At 43.0% G+C, this 16594-nt stretch carries 15 protein-coding genes; 14 read left to right on the top strand and 1 reads right to left on the bottom strand.

Annotation, left to right across the window (positions count from 1 at the left end; translation table 11 throughout):
• The first annotated feature begins 14 nt into the window (after nucleotides 1–14).
• The 12 genes from JI667_RS02565 (at nucleotide 15) to deoC (ending at nucleotide 14576) form a co-directional block, all read left to right on the top strand.
• Complete coding sequence (locus tag JI667_RS02565; protein ID WP_206850087.1) at nucleotides 15–350, top strand: DUF3679 domain-containing protein; 336 nt, start codon at nucleotides 15–17, stop codon at nucleotides 348–350.
• 174 nt (nucleotides 351–524) lie between these two features.
• Nucleotides 525–2357, top strand: a complete 1833-nt coding sequence (lepA, locus tag JI667_RS02560; protein ID WP_211201163.1) for a translation elongation factor 4 — start codon at nucleotides 525–527, stop codon at nucleotides 2355–2357.
• Nucleotides 2358–2447: 90 nt separating this feature from the next.
• Nucleotides 2448–3578: a radical SAM family heme chaperone HemW gene (gene hemW / locus JI667_RS02555; RefSeq protein WP_206850085.1), complete on the top strand. Its 1131-nt coding sequence runs from the start codon at nucleotides 2448–2450 to the stop codon at nucleotides 3576–3578.
• A gap of 274 nt (nucleotides 3579–3852) precedes the next feature.
• Nucleotides 3853–4887, top strand: a complete 1035-nt coding sequence (hrcA, locus tag JI667_RS02550) for a heat-inducible transcriptional repressor HrcA (RefSeq protein ID WP_206850526.1) — start codon at nucleotides 3853–3855, stop codon at nucleotides 4885–4887.
• Nucleotides 4888–4993: 106 nt separating this feature from the next.
• Nucleotides 4994–5557 (top strand): nucleotide exchange factor GrpE, encoded by a 564-nt coding sequence (gene grpE / locus JI667_RS02545; protein ID WP_206850083.1) that lies wholly within the window; start codon nucleotides 4994–4996, stop codon nucleotides 5555–5557.
• A gap of 39 nt (nucleotides 5558–5596) precedes the next feature.
• Nucleotides 5597–7426: a molecular chaperone DnaK gene (gene dnaK, locus JI667_RS02540; RefSeq protein WP_206850076.1), complete on the top strand. Its 1830-nt coding sequence runs from the start codon at nucleotides 5597–5599 to the stop codon at nucleotides 7424–7426.
• 192 nt (nucleotides 7427–7618) lie between these two features.
• Complete coding sequence (dnaJ, locus tag JI667_RS02535) at nucleotides 7619–8749, top strand: molecular chaperone DnaJ (protein WP_206850068.1); 1131 nt, start codon at nucleotides 7619–7621, stop codon at nucleotides 8747–8749.
• A 24-nt stretch (nucleotides 8750–8773) separates the two neighbouring features.
• Nucleotides 8774–9715 (top strand): 50S ribosomal protein L11 methyltransferase, encoded by a 942-nt coding sequence (gene prmA, locus JI667_RS02530; RefSeq protein ID WP_206850066.1) that lies wholly within the window; start codon nucleotides 8774–8776, stop codon nucleotides 9713–9715.
• A gap of 31 nt (nucleotides 9716–9746) precedes the next feature.
• Nucleotides 9747–10493, top strand: coding sequence for a 16S rRNA (uracil(1498)-N(3))-methyltransferase (locus tag JI667_RS02525; protein WP_206850064.1), 747 nt, complete (start codon nucleotides 9747–9749; stop codon nucleotides 10491–10493).
• Between the two features lie 5 nt (nucleotides 10494–10498).
• Nucleotides 10499–11833 (top strand): tRNA (N(6)-L-threonylcarbamoyladenosine(37)-C(2))-methylthiotransferase MtaB, encoded by a 1335-nt coding sequence (mtaB, locus tag JI667_RS02520; protein WP_206850061.1) that lies wholly within the window; start codon nucleotides 10499–10501, stop codon nucleotides 11831–11833.
• Between the two features lie 242 nt (nucleotides 11834–12075).
• Nucleotides 12076–13740: a glycoside hydrolase family 13 protein gene (locus JI667_RS02515; RefSeq protein WP_206850052.1), complete on the top strand. Its 1665-nt coding sequence runs from the start codon at nucleotides 12076–12078 to the stop codon at nucleotides 13738–13740.
• A 164-nt stretch (nucleotides 13741–13904) separates the two neighbouring features.
• Complete coding sequence (deoC, locus tag JI667_RS02510; protein WP_206850050.1) at nucleotides 13905–14576, top strand: deoxyribose-phosphate aldolase; 672 nt, start codon at nucleotides 13905–13907, stop codon at nucleotides 14574–14576.
• A 32-nt stretch (nucleotides 14577–14608) separates the two neighbouring features.
• Here the strand turns inward: deoC and JI667_RS02505 are convergent, their stop codons facing one another.
• Nucleotides 14609–15541: a Na/Pi symporter gene (locus tag JI667_RS02505; RefSeq protein ID WP_206850048.1), complete on the bottom strand. Its 933-nt coding sequence runs from the start codon at nucleotides 15539–15541 to the stop codon at nucleotides 14609–14611.
• Nucleotides 15542–15877: 336 nt separating this feature from the next.
• Here JI667_RS02505 and rpsU point away from each other — a divergent pair, with 336 nt between their 5' ends.
• Both rpsU and JI667_RS02495 read left to right on the top strand, forming a co-directional pair.
• A complete protein-coding gene (gene rpsU, locus JI667_RS02500) occupies nucleotides 15878–16051 on the top strand; it encodes a 30S ribosomal protein S21 (protein ID WP_032087602.1) in 174 nt (57 codons plus the stop codon).
• A 14-nt stretch (nucleotides 16052–16065) separates the two neighbouring features.
• Entirely contained in the window at nucleotides 16066–16512 is a 447-nt protein-coding gene (locus JI667_RS02495) for a GatB/YqeY domain-containing protein (protein WP_206850046.1), read from the top strand.
• Nucleotides 16513–16594: the final 82 nt, after the last annotated feature.

Below are 16594 nucleotides of genomic sequence, written 5' to 3'. Positions count from 1 at the left end.
GGATGGATGGAATCATGACAAAATTCTTTTTAAAATGTTCACTTCTCATAGCTGCATTATTCATCGGGGTGTTGATCGGCATGCAATATGCCAATGAAGGAATTGTTGAAATGAAGGGGCATGACCAACAAAATTTCACTTCGCCTGTCGGGGTCAGTCAAAACGGTGAAGGGAATGTAGAAGCCTCCTTCCTTGGTAATGAGGTAGATTCCAAAACCCTGAGTGAGAAGAAAGAGAAACTGGAAGAGATGAAAGCCTTCAATGTTTTCTCGTCCATCGGAAAAGTAATAGCCAATACAATCGAAAGCATCACCAATAAAATAGTGGACGTTATAGCTTCGTTCATTTAATGGGACTAAGAAGGCACTTCGTGAGGCCTTCTCTTTTTTTGGGGAATATCAGTGAAATTTCAATAAAAACAAGGAATTCCTTCTGCCCTTTTAGTTTACATTGAATAATAGATAGTCTACTGCTATAATTCAAAATAGTGTACATGTGTGGAAATAACAGGAGTTGAACGAATAATGAACCGTGAAGAAAAATTAGAGAGACAGTCGAGAATCAGAAACTTTTCCATTATTGCTCATATCGATCATGGAAAGTCTACCCTCGCTGATCGCATACTTGAAAAGACGAAAGCACTGACTGCCCGTGAAATGAAAGCGCAATTGCTGGATTCAATGGATCTTGAGAGAGAACGTGGGATCACCATCAAATTAAACTCAGTACAATTAAAGTATCAGGCGAAGGATGGGGAAGAATATATATTCCATCTCATTGATACACCGGGCCACGTAGACTTTACATACGAAGTATCCCGTAGTTTAGCTGCTTGCGAAGGAGCTGTCCTGGTAGTGGATGCCGCTCAGGGAATCGAAGCCCAGACGCTTGCAAACGTTTATCTTGCTTTGGATAATAACTTGGAAATCCTTCCAGTCATCAATAAAATCGACCTTCCTGCAGCTGATCCTGAAAGGGTTCGTCAGGAAGTAGAAGATGTCATCGGTCTGGATGCATCGGAAGCGGTACTTGCATCTGCCAAAGCCGGAATCGGGATCGAGGAAATCCTAGAGCAGGTAGTTGAAAAGGTGCCTGCTCCTACAGGAGATCCGGATGCACCATTGAAAGCCCTGATCTTTGACTCATTGTATGACGCCTACAGAGGAGTCGTTGCCTACATCCGTGTGATGGAAGGAAGCGTCAAAATAGGGGATAAAGTCCGTATGATGGCAACAGGCAAAGAGTTTGAAGTAACCGAGATCGGTGTCTTCACACCGAAAGCGACAGGTCAGAAAGAATTGACCGTAGGGGATGTTGGTTACTTGACGGCGGCAATCAAGAATGTAGGGGATACCCGTGTAGGTGATACAATCACCCTTGCGAACAATCCTGCTCAGGAAGCACTGCCTGGGTACCGTCGAATGAATCCTATGGTCTACTGCGGTTTATACCCGATTGATTCAAATCGTTATAACGACTTGAGGGAAGCACTCGAGAAGCTTGAGTTGAATGATTCTGCGCTTCAATATGAGCCCGAAACGTCACAGGCACTAGGATTTGGATTCCGTTGCGGGTTCCTCGGCCTTCTTCATATGGAGATCATTCAGGAACGTATTGAACGGGAATTCAAAATTGACCTGATTACGACTGCGCCAAGCGTTATCTATCATGTGAATTTGACGGATGGTGGAGAAGTTAAGGTCGACAACCCGTCCATGATGCCGGATCCGCAAAAAGTGGATCATGTAGAAGAGCCGTATGTGAAAGCAACGATCATGGTTCCAAATGACTACGTTGGTGCCGTCATGGAACTTTGCCAAGGAAAACGCGGGAATTTCATCGACATGCAATATATGGATGACACCCGAGTGAATATCATTTATGAAATCCCCCTTGCTGAAATCGTTTATGACTTCTTTGACCAATTGAAGTCGAATACGAAAGGGTACGCTTCCTTCGATTATGAGCTGATTGGATACAAGGAATCCAAGCTTGTGAAGATGGATATCCTTTTAAACGGTGAAAATGTCGATGCACTGAGCTTTATCGTTCACCGTGATTTCGCTTTTGAACGCGGTAAGCTGATCGTTGAGAAGTTAAAGGAGTTAATCCCGAGACAGCAGTTCGAAGTACCTGTACAGGCAGCGATCGGACAGAAGATTGTGGCAAGGTCCACCATCAAAGCCATTCGTAAGAACGTACTGGCAAAATGTTACGGTGGAGATATTTCACGTAAACGTAAACTTCTTGATAAACAAAAAGAAGGTAAAAAGCGTATGAAGTCCGTTGGTAATGTTGAAGTTCCACAAGAAGCCTTCATGGCCGTCTTGAAAATGGATGAAACGGATAAAAAATAATTGTCAAGATGATAAAGGGGGGAAGTGGCTTGTTTCTGCAGGCACTACTTACCCCCTTTTCTCTATGATTGCTAAAAAGGAGTGAAATTCTTGGTAAAATCAGCTTATATTCACATTCCTTTTTGTGAACATATATGTCACTACTGTGATTTCAATAAAGTCTTCCTGGAAGGACAGCCTGTGAATGAATACTTAATCAGCTTAGGGAATGAAATGAAGCAAAGGGTCGTTTCCCAGGAGAAGCTTGACACCATTTTTGTAGGAGGGGGAACACCGACTTCCCTTGATGCAAAACAGCTGGATATCTTATGCGAATCAATCACGAACCATCTTCCTTTTGATAAAGGAGAATTCACCTTTGAAGCGAATCCTGGAGATTTAACGGAAGATAAGCTCCGTGTACTAAAAGATCACGGGGTCAATCGCTTAAGCTTCGGTGTTCAATCATTCAATAACGAGCTTCTTAAAGGAATTGGCAGGACCCATAAAAGTGAAGATGTCTATACGTCGGTGGATACAGCTCAAAAGGTGGGATTCTCGAATATCAGTATTGATCTGATTTACAGCCTGCCCCGGCAGACAGAAGAAGATTTCAGGGATACTTTAATAAAAGCACTGGATCTTGATCTTCCCCATTACTCAGCGTATTCTCTCATCGTAGAGCCGAAAACGGTCTTCTATAATCTAATGAGAAAAGGGAAGCTCCCGCTGCCATCCCAGGACCAGGAAGCGTCCATGTACGAGATACTGATTGAAACGATGGAGAGGTATGGAGTCAATCAATATGAGATCAGTAACTTTGCCAAACCGGGATTTGAAAGCAAACATAATCTCGTTTATTGGGACAATAATGAATATTATGGTTTAGGAGCAGGCGCACACGGATATATAAACGGAGTGCGTTACTCAAACTACGGCCCGCTCAAGAAATACATGGACCCAATATCACAAGGATCCCTGCCGACCATACAAGGGCATGATGTCACCAAAGCAGAAAGTATGGAAGAGGAAATGTTCCTGGGTTTACGTAAAGTAGAGGGCGTCAGTAAAGCCATTTTCCAACAAAAATTCAGCACAAGCATCGAATCTGTATTCGGAGCTTCCATTGAAGAAATGGAAAAGCGGGGACTACTCTCGGTAACTGATGATCGGGTGGCATTGACGAAACAGGGACGCTTTTTAGGCAACGAGGTATTTCAATCATTCCTTGGAGTGATCTAATTGGTCTAATCTTTAGAGTACGGGTGTTTATTTAGTCTGGTAATAATCAACTCATACTCATAGAGTTGATTGGAGTGGAAGGTGCTCAACTCACGCCCCGCAGAAAGTGAGCACCTGTAGCGGAAAACAACTAGCACTTGCTAATTTTCAACTCCGGCCAAAAGGCTCAATGAAAAGACCCAATCTAATATATTGACATCCCTTTTCTGATTTGATAATTTATTAATTAGATTTAGCACTCATCTTAGTAGAGTGCTAACAGGGGTGATGAATGTTGTTAACAGATCGACAACTTCTAATTCTTCAAGTGATCATTGATGATTTTATACTTTCTGCTCAGCCTGTAGGCTCCAGAAGTTTGTCAAAAAAGGATGAGATTTCGTTCAGCTCGGCAACCATTCGTAATGAAATGGCAGATCTTGAGGACTTGGGTTTTATTGAAAAAACACATACATCCTCAGGTCGCGTTCCATCAGAAAAGGGTTACCGGTATTATGTGGATCACTTGCTTTCTCCACAAAAATTAGCGAAAAATGATGTTCATGCACTTCGTTCCATCTTCACAGAGCGCATGTATGAATTGGAGAAAGTGGTCCAAAAGTCTGCGAAGATTCTTTCTGAGCTGACAAATTATACAACGATTGTATTGGGACCGGAATTAAAGGAAAACAAGCTGAAGAAGATTCAACTGATTCCTCTGAATAAAGATACGGCCATTGCCATCATTGTCACAGATAACGGGCATGTAGAAAATAAACTTTTCCATATCCCCCCGACAATGGATGCGTCAGAGCTTGAGAAGCTTGTTCATATTTTAAATGATCGTTTGACGGGTGTACCAATTAGTGAACTGAACGATAAAATCTTTAAAGAGGTCGCTCTTTTGCTTAAAGAGCATATTCAAAATTACGATTTTATCCTCCATTCCCTTACGGATTCTTTCAACCCTGCGGTCACGGATAAGCTGTTCTTCGGAGGGAAGACCAATATTCTGAATCAACCCGAGTTCAATGATGTACAAAAGGTGCGGATGCTCCTTGAAATGATTGAACAGGAAGAGAGCATCTATAACCTGATCCGTCCATCCGCGACAGGAGTGAACATTAAGATCGGGAAAGAAAACGATCATCTTGCTATGGAGAATTGCAGTCTCATAACCGCTACTTATTCGATTGGTAAAGAACAATTAGGTTCCATAGCGATCATCGGGCCAACCCGGATGGAGTATTCCCGTGTCGTCAGTTTACTTAATTTCTTTTCGAACGATATGTCCAAGGTCCTGACGAAGCTGTATCAAAGTGGTGATTAGTGGACATATTGTATAAAGGAAAATAAGGCCCGTATTAGTTTTTTCGGTCTTTTAAGGTGATCGTGAGATAATCAAGGCAAGAAGTGATTTTAAGGAGGTGAATGTTATGTCTGAAGAAACAAAACAAGAGCAGCAGGATGCGAAAGAGGAAACCGGCGAAGTTGTGGAAGAAGTGTTCGCTGAAGAACCTCAGGCAGAGGAAACAGCAGAAGAGCAGCAATCAGATGAGCTTTCACAATTAGAGGAAAAGCTGAATGAATCTGAAAATCGTTATCTTCGTCTAAGAGCTGATTTCGATAATTTCCGTCGTCGCGTCAACGTTGAAAATGAGGCGAAGGAAAAATATCGTGCTCAAGGATTGATTACGGAACTATTGCCGGCACTCGATAATTTCGAGCGTGCTTTAAATATAGAAGCTGATAATGAACAAACGAAACAATTGCTTCAAGGAATGGGAATGGTTCACAGGAGTCTTGTTGAAGCCCTTAGGAAAGAGGGAGTGGAACCAATTGAAGCAGTAGGTCAGGAGTTTGATCCTCATTTGCATCAAGCAGTCATGCAAGTGGAAGATGAAAACTTCGACAGCAATGTCGTGGTCGAGGAATTCCAAAAGGGATACAAGCTGAAAGACAGAGTAATTCGTCCTTCAATGGTGAAGGTCAGTCAATAATATAGACATTACATATACAAAATAAGGAGGTTTCTTACTATGAGTAAAATTATCGGTATTGACTTAGGTACAACAAACTCATGCGTATCAGTACTTGAAGGAGGAGAACCTAAGGTAATTGCAAATGCAGAAGGAAACCGCACAACTCCTTCGGTTGTCGCGTTCAAAAATGGTGAAAAGCAAGTTGGGGAAGTCGCGAAGCGTCAGGCTATCACAAACCCTAACACAATCATTTCAGTGAAACGTCACATGGGAACAGACCACAAAGTAGAAGCAGAAGGAAAAGAATATACGCCACAAGAAATTTCAGCTATGATTCTTCAACACTTGAAATCATATGCAGAAGACTATCTTGGTGAAAAAGTGGAGAAGGCGGTCATCACAGTTCCTGCTTACTTTAACGATGCAGAACGTCAAGCCACAAAAGACGCAGGTAAAATCGCAGGCCTTGAAGTTGAGCGTATTATAAATGAGCCAACTGCAGCTGCATTAGCTTATGGCCTTGATAAAATGGACCAAGATCAAACAATCCTTGTGTATGACCTTGGTGGCGGTACATTCGACGTTTCGATCCTTGAACTTGGTGACGGAGTATTCGAAGTACGCTCTACTGCCGGTGACAACCGTCTTGGTGGAGACGACTTTGACCAAGTGATCATTGACTATCTTGTAGCCGAATTCAAAAAAGAGAACGGAATCGACCTCTCTAAAGATAAAATGGCTCTTCAACGTTTGAAGGATGCTGCTGAGAAAGCGAAGAAAGATCTTTCAGGAGTGACTTCAACTCAAATTTCACTTCCTTTCATCACGGCTGGGGAAGCAGGACCGCTTCACTTGGAAGTGACTCTTTCAAGAGCGAAATTCGATGAAATCTCTTCTGATCTTGTCGAGCGTACAATGGGACCTACTCGTCAAGCAATGAAAGATGCAGGTCTTTCTGCAAGCGAAATCGATAAGATCATTCTTGTTGGTGGATCAACTCGTATCCCGGCCGTACAAGACGCAATCAGAAAAGAAACTGGTAAAGAACCATCTAAAGGCGTTAACCCTGACGAAGTTGTAGCAATGGGTGCAGCGATTCAAGGTGGAGTTCTGACTGGAGACGTAAAAGATGTCGTTCTTCTTGACGTTACACCACTTTCACTTGGTATCGAAACAATGGGTGGCGTATCAACGAAGCTTATCGAGCGTAACACAACGATCCCAACGTCTAAATCCCAAACATTCTCAACTGCTGCCGATAACCAAACAGCTGTTGATATTCACGTATTGCAGGGCGAGCGCCCGATGGCAGCTGATAATAAAACCCTTGGACGTTTCCAATTAGCGGACATTCCGCCGGCACCACGTGGTGTACCACAAATCGAAGTGAAATTCGATATTGATAAAAACGGTATCGTGAATGTAAGCGCGAAAGACCTTGGAACAGGTAAAGAGCAAAACATCACAATCAAGTCTTCTACGGGTCTTTCAGATGACGAAGTAGAACGTATGGTGAAAGAAGCCGAAGAAAACGCCGAAGCAGATAAACAACGTAAAGAGGAAGTCGAACTTCGTAACGAGGCAGACCAACTTGTATTCCAAACGGAAAAGACGTTAAAAGATCTCGAAGGCAAAGTAGAAGAAGAAGAAGTGAAAAAAGCAGAAGATGCGAAGGCTGAATTAAAAGAAGCCATCGAGAAAGATGATCTGGATCTTATCCGCGAAAAGAAAGATGCATTGCAGGAAATCGTTCAAAGCTTAACGATGAAGCTATATGAACAGGCTCAAGCGGAAGCTCAAGCAGCTCAAGGTGCAGAAGGCGAAGCTTCAAAAGACGACGACGTAGTCGATGCTGAATATGAAGAAGTAAATGACGACAAGAAATAATGTAACTTGAACGAAAAAGTCAAAGTCAGGGCGGTTCTTGGCTTTGACTTTTTCTATGATTGCCGGGAGAAGCGATGCTTCATTCAATTATCAGACACAATCAATTATAAGGAATGTTGAGTTTTTATTGATAATAGTCAAAGCTCAATGTTAAAATAACCTTTATGCAAAGGATTCGGGAGTGGTGTTTTAATGAGTAAACGGGACTATTATGAGGTTCTTGGTATCAGTAAAGATGCCTCAAAAGACGAAATGAAAAAAGCTTACCGCAAGCTCTCCAAAAAATATCATCCGGATATTAATAAAGAAGCGGATGCGGATGAAAAGTTCAAAGAAATATCGGAAGCGTATGAAGTCTTAAGTGATGATCAGAAGCGTGCCCAATATGACCGTTTCGGACATACGGACCCTAACCAGGGCTTTGGCGGCGGTGCTGACTTTGGCGGCGGCGGATTCGGTGGTTTTGAAGACATCTTCAATACATTCTTCGGAGGCGGCGGCGGAGGCCGCAGAAGAGATCCGAATGCCCCTAGACAAGGTGCAGATCTTCAATATACGATGTCTCTGACATTTGAAGAAGCGGTATTCGGAAAAGAAACAGAAATTGAGATTCCGAGAGAAGAAGAATGTGACACGTGCAAAGGGTCCGGTGCGAAGCCTGGTACGAAGGTGAGTACATGCTCTCACTGTAATGGATCCGGTCAATTGAATGTCGAGCAGAATACGCCATTCGGCCGCATCGTGAACAGAAGGGTTTGTCACTACTGTAACGGTACAGGTAAACAAATCAAGGAAAAATGTTCAACATGTGGTGGAGCAGGGAAAGTTCAGAAGCGCCGTACAATTTCCGTCAAAATCCCTGCAGGTATCGATGATGGACAGCAACTGCGTGTGACAGGGCAAGGGGAACCTGGTATAAACGGCGGCCCTGCCGGTGATCTGTATGTTGTCTTCCACGTACGCGCTCATGATTTCTTCGAACGTAACGGAGATGATATTTATTGCGAAATGCCTGTGACGTTTGCTCAAGCGGCACTGGGAGATGAGATTGAGGTGCCGACACTCCACGGTAAAGTAAAGCTTAAGGTACCTGCGGGAACTCAGACAAGTACAAGGTTCCGTCTGAAAGGCAAAGGTGTACCGAATGTGCGTGGATATGGTACTGGTGACCAGCATGTTCAAGTGAAGGTGGTCACTCCATCCAAGCTGACGGATAAGCAAAAGCAATTATTAAGGGAATTTGCGGATATCAGTGGACAAATCCCAGATGAACAGCATGAAAGTTTTTTCGATAAAGTGAAAAAAGCCTTTAAGGGCGAATAACGAAAGATCGGAGTTGGTAGATCAATGAAATGGTCAGAAATCAGTATTCTTACGACGAATGAAGCGATTGAGCCGATTTCAAACATTCTTCATGAATCAGGAGCTAGCGGTGTGGTCATAGAGGATCCTGCCGAGTTAATTAAGGAAAGAGAAGATATGTTTGGTGAGATCTACCAACTCAATCCTGATGATTATCCTACAGAAGGGGTATTGGTAAAGGCATACTTACCGGTGAATAGTTTCCTTGGAGAAACGGTTGATGAAATCAAGCAGGGAATTACAAATCTTGTCACGTATGATATCGACATCGGTGAAAATAAGGTGGAAATTTCAGAGGTGAATGAAGAAGAGTGGGCCACAGCCTGGAAGAAATACTACCATCCTGTAAAAATCTCTGATATGTTCACGATTGTCCCTACTTGGGAAGACTATACTCCGGTTCATAGTGACGAACTCATAATAGAATTGGATCCTGGCATGGCATTTGGAACAGGGACTCATCCCACAACTGTCATGTGTATTCAAGCTCTGGAGAGAATCGTAAAGGAAAATGATTCTGTTATAGATGTCGGCACTGGTTCAGGTGTATTATCCATTGCATCGGCTCTTTTAGCAGCAGACAAGGTAAGGGCCTATGATCTGGATGAAGTGGCTGTCCGTTCAGCGAGATTGAATGTGAAGCTTAACAAAGTTCAGAATACCGTGTCGGTGGATGCCAATAATCTGTTGAATGGTGTGACTGGACAAGCGGATGTGATTGTGGCGAACATCCTGGCTGAGATCATCCTTCGTTTTACGGAAGACGCATACGAGCTAGTGAAACCTGGTGGATATTTTATCACTTCCGGGATTATCCAGCCCAAAAAGCAAGAGGTGCGTGACTCATTGGAGGCCGCAGGTTTCGAGATTGAAGAAATCATGGTCATGGAAGACTGGGTAGCCATCATCGCGTGTAAGCCCCGGTAAAACAAAGTAAAAACGGTGGAGTTGAACCTGAATGCAACGATATTTTATTAACAGCGTATATCGAGATAATGATCCGATTTTCATAACGGGAGACGACTATCATCACATGGTGCGTGTGATGAGAATGAAGGAAGAGGATGAAGTATTCGTCGTCTTCAAGGATCAGGCATCAGCCATCACCCGTATTGCAACGATTTCCAGTGACGCAGTCGAACTATCAGTAGTACAATGGGAAACATCGACGAGAGAATTACCAATTAAAGTAACCATTGCGAGCGGACTGCCGAAAGGGGATAAATTGGAGTTGATTTTCCAAAAGGGAACGGAGCTTGGAGCCACTCGATTTATCCCTTTTAATGCGGATCGCTCCATTGTGAAATGGGACGATAAAAAAGCAAAGAAAAAGACGGAGCGGTGGGAGAAGATAGTGAAGGAAGCGGCTGAACAATCGCATAGACTGCTTGTCCCTGAGGTATCTGCGCCCGTCTCACTCAATAGATTGATTCAGGAACCGTTCGATTATAAACTTGTCGCTTATGAAGAAGATGCACGAGCTGGTGAGAAGGGGAACCTTTCTAAAGTGCTTTCCTCTATTGGACCCCGTCAGAGTATACTGGTCATATTCGGCCCTGAAGGCGGATTATCTGAAAAGGAAATAGAACTGTTGAGGAGCGAAGGCTTCCTTACATGCGGGCTCGGCCCGAGAATTCTTAGGACGGAAACGGCCCCGCTATATGTACTCTCAGCCATCAGCTATCAATTAGAACTTATGAGGTGATTGTAATGCCATCAGTAGCGTTTCACACTTTAGGGTGTAAAGTGAACCACTACGAAACAGAAGCCATTTGGCAACTATTTAAAGAAGAAGGATATGAACGTGTAGAGTATGACTCCATCGCAGATGTATATGTCATCAACACATGTACGGTAACCAATACAGGGGATAAGAAGAGCAGGCAGGTCATTCGCCGCGCCATTCGGAAGAACCCTGACGGAGTCATCTGTGTAACAGGCTGCTATGCCCAGACGTCACCTGCCGAAATCATGGCTATCCCCGGCGTCGATGTCGTAGTAGGTACACAGGATCGTCGGAAAATGCTTACGTATATCGAAGAATATAAAAAAGAACGCCAGCCTATCAATGGAGTTACGAATATTATGAAGAACCGTGTGTACGAGGAATTGGATGTCCCGGCGTTCACGGATCGCACCCGCGCCTCTCTTAAAATTCAGGAAGGCTGCAATAACTTTTGTACGTTTTGTATCATCCCCTGGGCCCGTGGCCTGATGAGATCCCGTGATCCTGAAGAAGTCATCAATCAGGCTCAACAGCTTGTCGATGCAGGCTACAAAGAAATCGTCCTGACCGGTATCCATACCGGTGGATACGGTGAAGATATGAAGGACTACAATCTTGCCATGCTTCTTAAAGACCTGGAGCAAAAGGTGAAAGGTCTGAAGAGAATCCGTATTTCATCCATTGAAGCCAGTCAATTGACCGACGAAGTCATTGAAGTGATCGATCAATCCGATATCGTGGTAAGGCATCTGCATATTCCACTTCAATCAGGCTCCAATACGGTCCTGAAGAGAATGCGCAGAAAGTACACGATGGAATTCTTTGCAGAGCGATTGGAAAAACTTAAGAAGGCTTTACCGGGTCTTGCTGTTACTTCCGATGTTATTGTTGGTTTTCCAGGGGAAACGGAAGAAGAATTCATGGAAACGTATAACTTCATCAAAGAACATAAATTCTCTGAGCTTCACGTGTTTCCATACTCTAAGCGTACAGGTACACCTGCTGCCCGAATGGACGACCAGATTGATGAAGACATCAAGAATGAACGAGTTCACCGCTTGATCGAACTTTCAAACCAATTAGCGAAACAATATGCCTCGGAGTTCGAAAACGACGTACTCGAAGTCATTCCTGAAGAAATCTATAAAGATGATCTCTATGTAGGATACACGGATAACTACTTGAAAGTGGTATTCCCTGCTACAGAGGATATGGTAGGGAAACTTGTGAAAGTGAAACTGACCAAAGCAGGTTATCCTATTAACCAAGGACAATTTGTACGTGTTCTTAAAGAGGAAGAAGACAAAGCTGTTATATAAATAGATGAAGGCATCTAGCAATCGTTAGATGCCTTTATATTTTGATTTAGTACAATCATACTTTGTAACCACTTTCTTTTTTTCGACAGAATCAAATTATCTATTGATTAGTGCAGTAGAAGGTTGTAAACTATTATTGTTAATCAAATACAGTGAATGGATCTTTTTTTTAAACTTGTAGTGCAAACGATTGCATTAAATGTAAGCGTTTGTATCTTACTATACTTTGATGAGGTGTTACGATGAAAAAGGCATGGCGTAAAGAGGCAGTGGGATATCAAATCTACCCAAGAAGTTTCCAGGATTCAAACGGTGACGGCATCGGGGATCTGCAGGGAGTCATACAGCGGTTGGATTATATTAAAGAACTGGGAGTCGACGTGATCTGGATTTGCCCGATGTACAAATCGCCAAATGATGATAATGGATACGATATTTCAGATTATCAGGATATCATGGAAGACTTCGGAACGATGGCTGATTTTGATCAATTACTAGAGGAAGTACACAAAAGAGGGATGAAACTGATCATTGACCTGGTACTCAATCATACCAGTGATGAGCATCCGTGGTTCATCGAATCTAAAAGCTCTAAAGAAAACCCTAAGCGTGATTGGTACATTTGGAGAAATGCCAGGAAAGGCAAGGAGCCAAATAACTGGGAAAGTATCTTTGGAGGGTCTGCATGGGAATATAATGAGGAAACAGATCAATATTTTCTCCACGTCTTCTCAACCAAGCAGCCTGATTTGAACTGGGAAAACGAAGAAGTTCGTGAGGCACTCTATGATACGGTCAATTGGTGGCTTGATAAAGGGATTGACGGTTTCAGAATCGATGCCATCAGCCATATCAAGAAACGTCCTGGACTACCTGACATGCCGAATCCGAAGAAAGAAAAGTATGTTTCTTCCTTCGACATGCATATGAACCAAAAGGGGATCCATACATTCCTGCAAGAGTTTAAAGATCGGACGTATGCCAACTATGATGTCATGTCTGTAGGCGAAGCGAACGGTGTGAAAGCGGACGAGGCTGAACTGTGGGTAGGAAAAGAAAATGGAAAAATGGATATGATTTTCCAATTTGAACATCTGGGTTTATGGGATGCTGAAACGAATCCTGATTTAGACATCGTGGAATTAAAGAAAGTACTCACCCGCTGGCAAAAAGGTCTTGAAGGGAACGGCTGGAACGCATTATTCATTGAGAATCATGATAAACCACGTGTTGTATCCACATGGGGGAACGACCGGGAATTCTGGAAAGAAAGTGCCACTGCAATGGCAGCCATGTATTTCCTCATGCAGGGGACTCCATTCATTTATCAGGGCCAGGAAATCGGCATGACCAATGTTCAATTTCCTTCTATTGATGATTATGATGATGTGGCGGTTAAAAATCTCTATCGTCTGAAGCGTGAAGAGGGAGTCCCTCATCAGGATATCATGGAAATCATCTGGGCGTCCTCACGTGATAACAGCAGAACCCCGATGCAATGGTCAGGTGAACAAAACGCTGGATTTACGACGGGGACACCGTGGATGAAAGTGAATCCAAACTTTAAGACAATCAACGTAGAGACGCAGAAAAAGGATGAAAGCTCCATTCTCAATTTCTACAAGAAAATGATACAACTGAAGAAACAGGAAGATGTCTTCACTTACGGGAATTATGATTTACTGCTTGAAAAGGACAAGCAAATCTATGCGTATACCCGTACAGGAGAAAATACATCAATGATTGTCATCACAAATCTTTCAACCAAGGAAGCTGTATGTGACCTTAATGATCTAAAGATATCTTCATCTAATCTTATGTTGAACAACTACGCAGTTGAAAACCATGGAGAGTTGGGCAAGCTGACTCTCAAACCATATGAGGCAAGGGTATATCGATTAAACTAAACCCTCACATACCCCCGGTCTAGTAGACCGGGGGTATGTTTCATTTCTCCATCAAAATGAAAAGGTTTTCTTAATTTTGGGAGATACTACAAAGTACTCGTCTTTTTCTCTTTGTTTTGGTATGATAAGAGAGGTACGGACAACTGTTAAAGGAGAGATAATGAATGACTACGAACATTGCAAGTATGATCGATCATACTTTACTTAAACCTGAATCAACCAAAGACCAAGTAGAGGTACTTTGCCAGGAAGCAAAAGAATTTACATTTGCTTCTGTGTGCGTAAACCCGACTTGGGTACAATATTCAAGTGAATTATTAAGCGGTACAGAAGTGAAAGTATGTACAGTAATCGGGTTCCCGCTTGGAGCTTCTACACCTGAAACGAAAGCATTCGAAACGAAAGATGCCATCGAAAAGGGTGCAACGGAAGTCGATATGGTCATCAATATAGGTGCGTTGAAAAGCGGAGATCACGAGTTGGTGAAACGTGACATCGAAGCTGTTGTTGCAGCTTCTAAAGGAAAAGCACTTTCTAAAGTCATCATTGAAACATGTCTTCTTACTGAAGAAGAAAAAGTGAAAGCGTGTCAACTTGCCGTTGAAGCAGGAGCAGATTATGTAAAAACATCAACCGGTTTCTCTACTGGCGGTGCGACTGTAGAAGATATCGCTTTAATGAGAAAAACGGTGGGACCTGATATCGGCGTAAAGGCTTCGGGTGGCGTACGCTCCCTGGAAGACGCGCAAGCCATGATCGAGGCAGGAGCTACTCGATTAGGAGCAAGCTCAGGTGTGAAAATTGTACAAGGTTTAACAAGCGAATCAGATTATTAATAAGAAAAAGGCTGAACAGGACTATTTCCCGTTCAGCTTTTTTTTGAGAGATGGATGTTTTCAATCAACCTGGCGAATCGATTGGCGAACGGTAGGACAAAGAGGGAGCATATCATATTAAAGATGACACTGGCGTGGGCCAGCTGCAAATCCGCGGAGTCTGCAAGTGCTCTTACAGCCATACCGAGTAATGGAATGAACGGGATGAACATAGCAACACCAATCACATTCAGCCAGATATGAGCGTATGCTGTCAGCTTTGCCTGTGTTCCACCACCGATACTCGCAATAAAGGCAGTGATGCAGGTGCCGACGTTTGCCCCCAGCATGATGACAATCCCTGCATGAAGATCAATGGAACCTGCAGCCAGAAACCCCATCGCCACCCCCGTCACAACCGTGCTGGATTGAATGATGGCGGTTAGCACGCATCCAATCAGTAAGGCAAGGACGATATGTTCATTTACCTGTGTCATGTAAGTACGGACGGAATCGTGCGTTGTTAAAGGGGTTGCAAGCCATTGGATGGCCCGGATGGATGTAAAGATCAAACCGAATCCGACAAAGATCATCCCGGTACTCCTGATCTGAGGTGACCTGAAAAAATACAGTACGCACCCGGTGATCATCGAGGGTATAATGAGGTAGTTCATATCCAGCGTGAACATCTCAAGGGTGAAGGTCGTCCCAATGTTTGATCCAAGCATTATGCCGATGGTCTGCCTGAAAGGGATCAGCCCGGACGAAGCAAGTCCTACGGTAAGGACCATGACAGCAGAACTGCTATGGATAAAAGCAGTGACAACTGTTCCAGTCATGACCCCCTTAACAGGGGTGTTCGTGAGATAATGAAGCCACTTCTTGATCTTCTCATTTGCAATATTAAATAAACCGGATCTAAGCCATGTCATTCCAAATAAGAAACATAAAATGAAAAAAATAAAGGCGACCCCATGTAAAAGCATTGAATTCCCCCTGTACACCAGTACGAATACTATAAATGTATGGAGGAATTCAGGGAGACATGCCTATTTATGTGAGTGTTTTATGATAAATTGTTGACCTGACACATATCATATATTATAATGGCAAAGTACATGAGTTTCTTTATAATGTTAAAGAAGTTCATCCAAGAAAGACATACACTTTCTGTCCCCTTGTGACAATAAGGCAAGGGCAAAGCCATAACCTATTGGTGAAGTAAAGGGACGTCAGGTAATCCTGCGTCTTGAGAAATTGGTACAAACCATTTCTTGACTTGAACATGTAAGTGTAGTGTGTTCGGAGGGAGGGAAAGAGAGATGTCAAAAACAGTTGTTCGTAAAAACGAATCGCTTGAAGATGCTCTTCGTCGCTTCAAACGCTCAGTTTCTAAAACAGGAACTTTACAAGAGTTTAGAAAGCGCGAATTTTATGAAAAGCCAAGCGTAAAACGCAAAAAGAAATCAGAAGCTGCAAGAAAGCGTAAGTTCTAAGAGAGGGTGTAAGAATGAGTCTTCTCAATCGTTTAAATGATGATATGAAACAAGCGATGAAAAATAAAGAAAAAGAGAAGCTTTCCGTTATCCGCATGCTAAAGGCTTCACTTCAAAATGAAGCAATCAAACATGGGAAACAGGAACTCTCTGAAGACGAAGAGTTGACTGTCCTTTCTCGAGAAGTGAAGCAACGGAAAGACTCCCTCCAGGAATTTCAAAACGCTGGTCGCGAAGACCTCGTTGAAAAAATTCAAACAGAACTGACTTACGTCGAAATATATATGCCCAAACAGCTTTCAGAAGAAGAAGTCTCTGCTATCGTCCAAGAGACGGTAACAGAGGTAGGTGCTACTTCTAAAGCGGACATGGGCAAAGTGATGGGAGCAATCATGCCTAAATTAAAAGGGAAAGCCGATGGAGCTCTCGTCAACAAACTTGTTCTTCAACATCTATCATAAGATTAAAGAAACCGGAAAGCCTTGATGCTTTCCGGTTTTTTTAAAAATCGATTTCAGTAAAGATAAAAATGTTGAAACTTTT

The sequence above is a fragment of the Bacillus sp. NTK074B genome (assembly GCF_017303375.1).
Classification (GTDB): domain Bacteria; phylum Bacillota; class Bacilli; order Bacillales; family Bacillaceae_B; genus Rossellomorea.
Note: the sequence above shows the minus strand (reverse complement) of the source record. Positions and strands in the feature narration are given on the sequence as shown.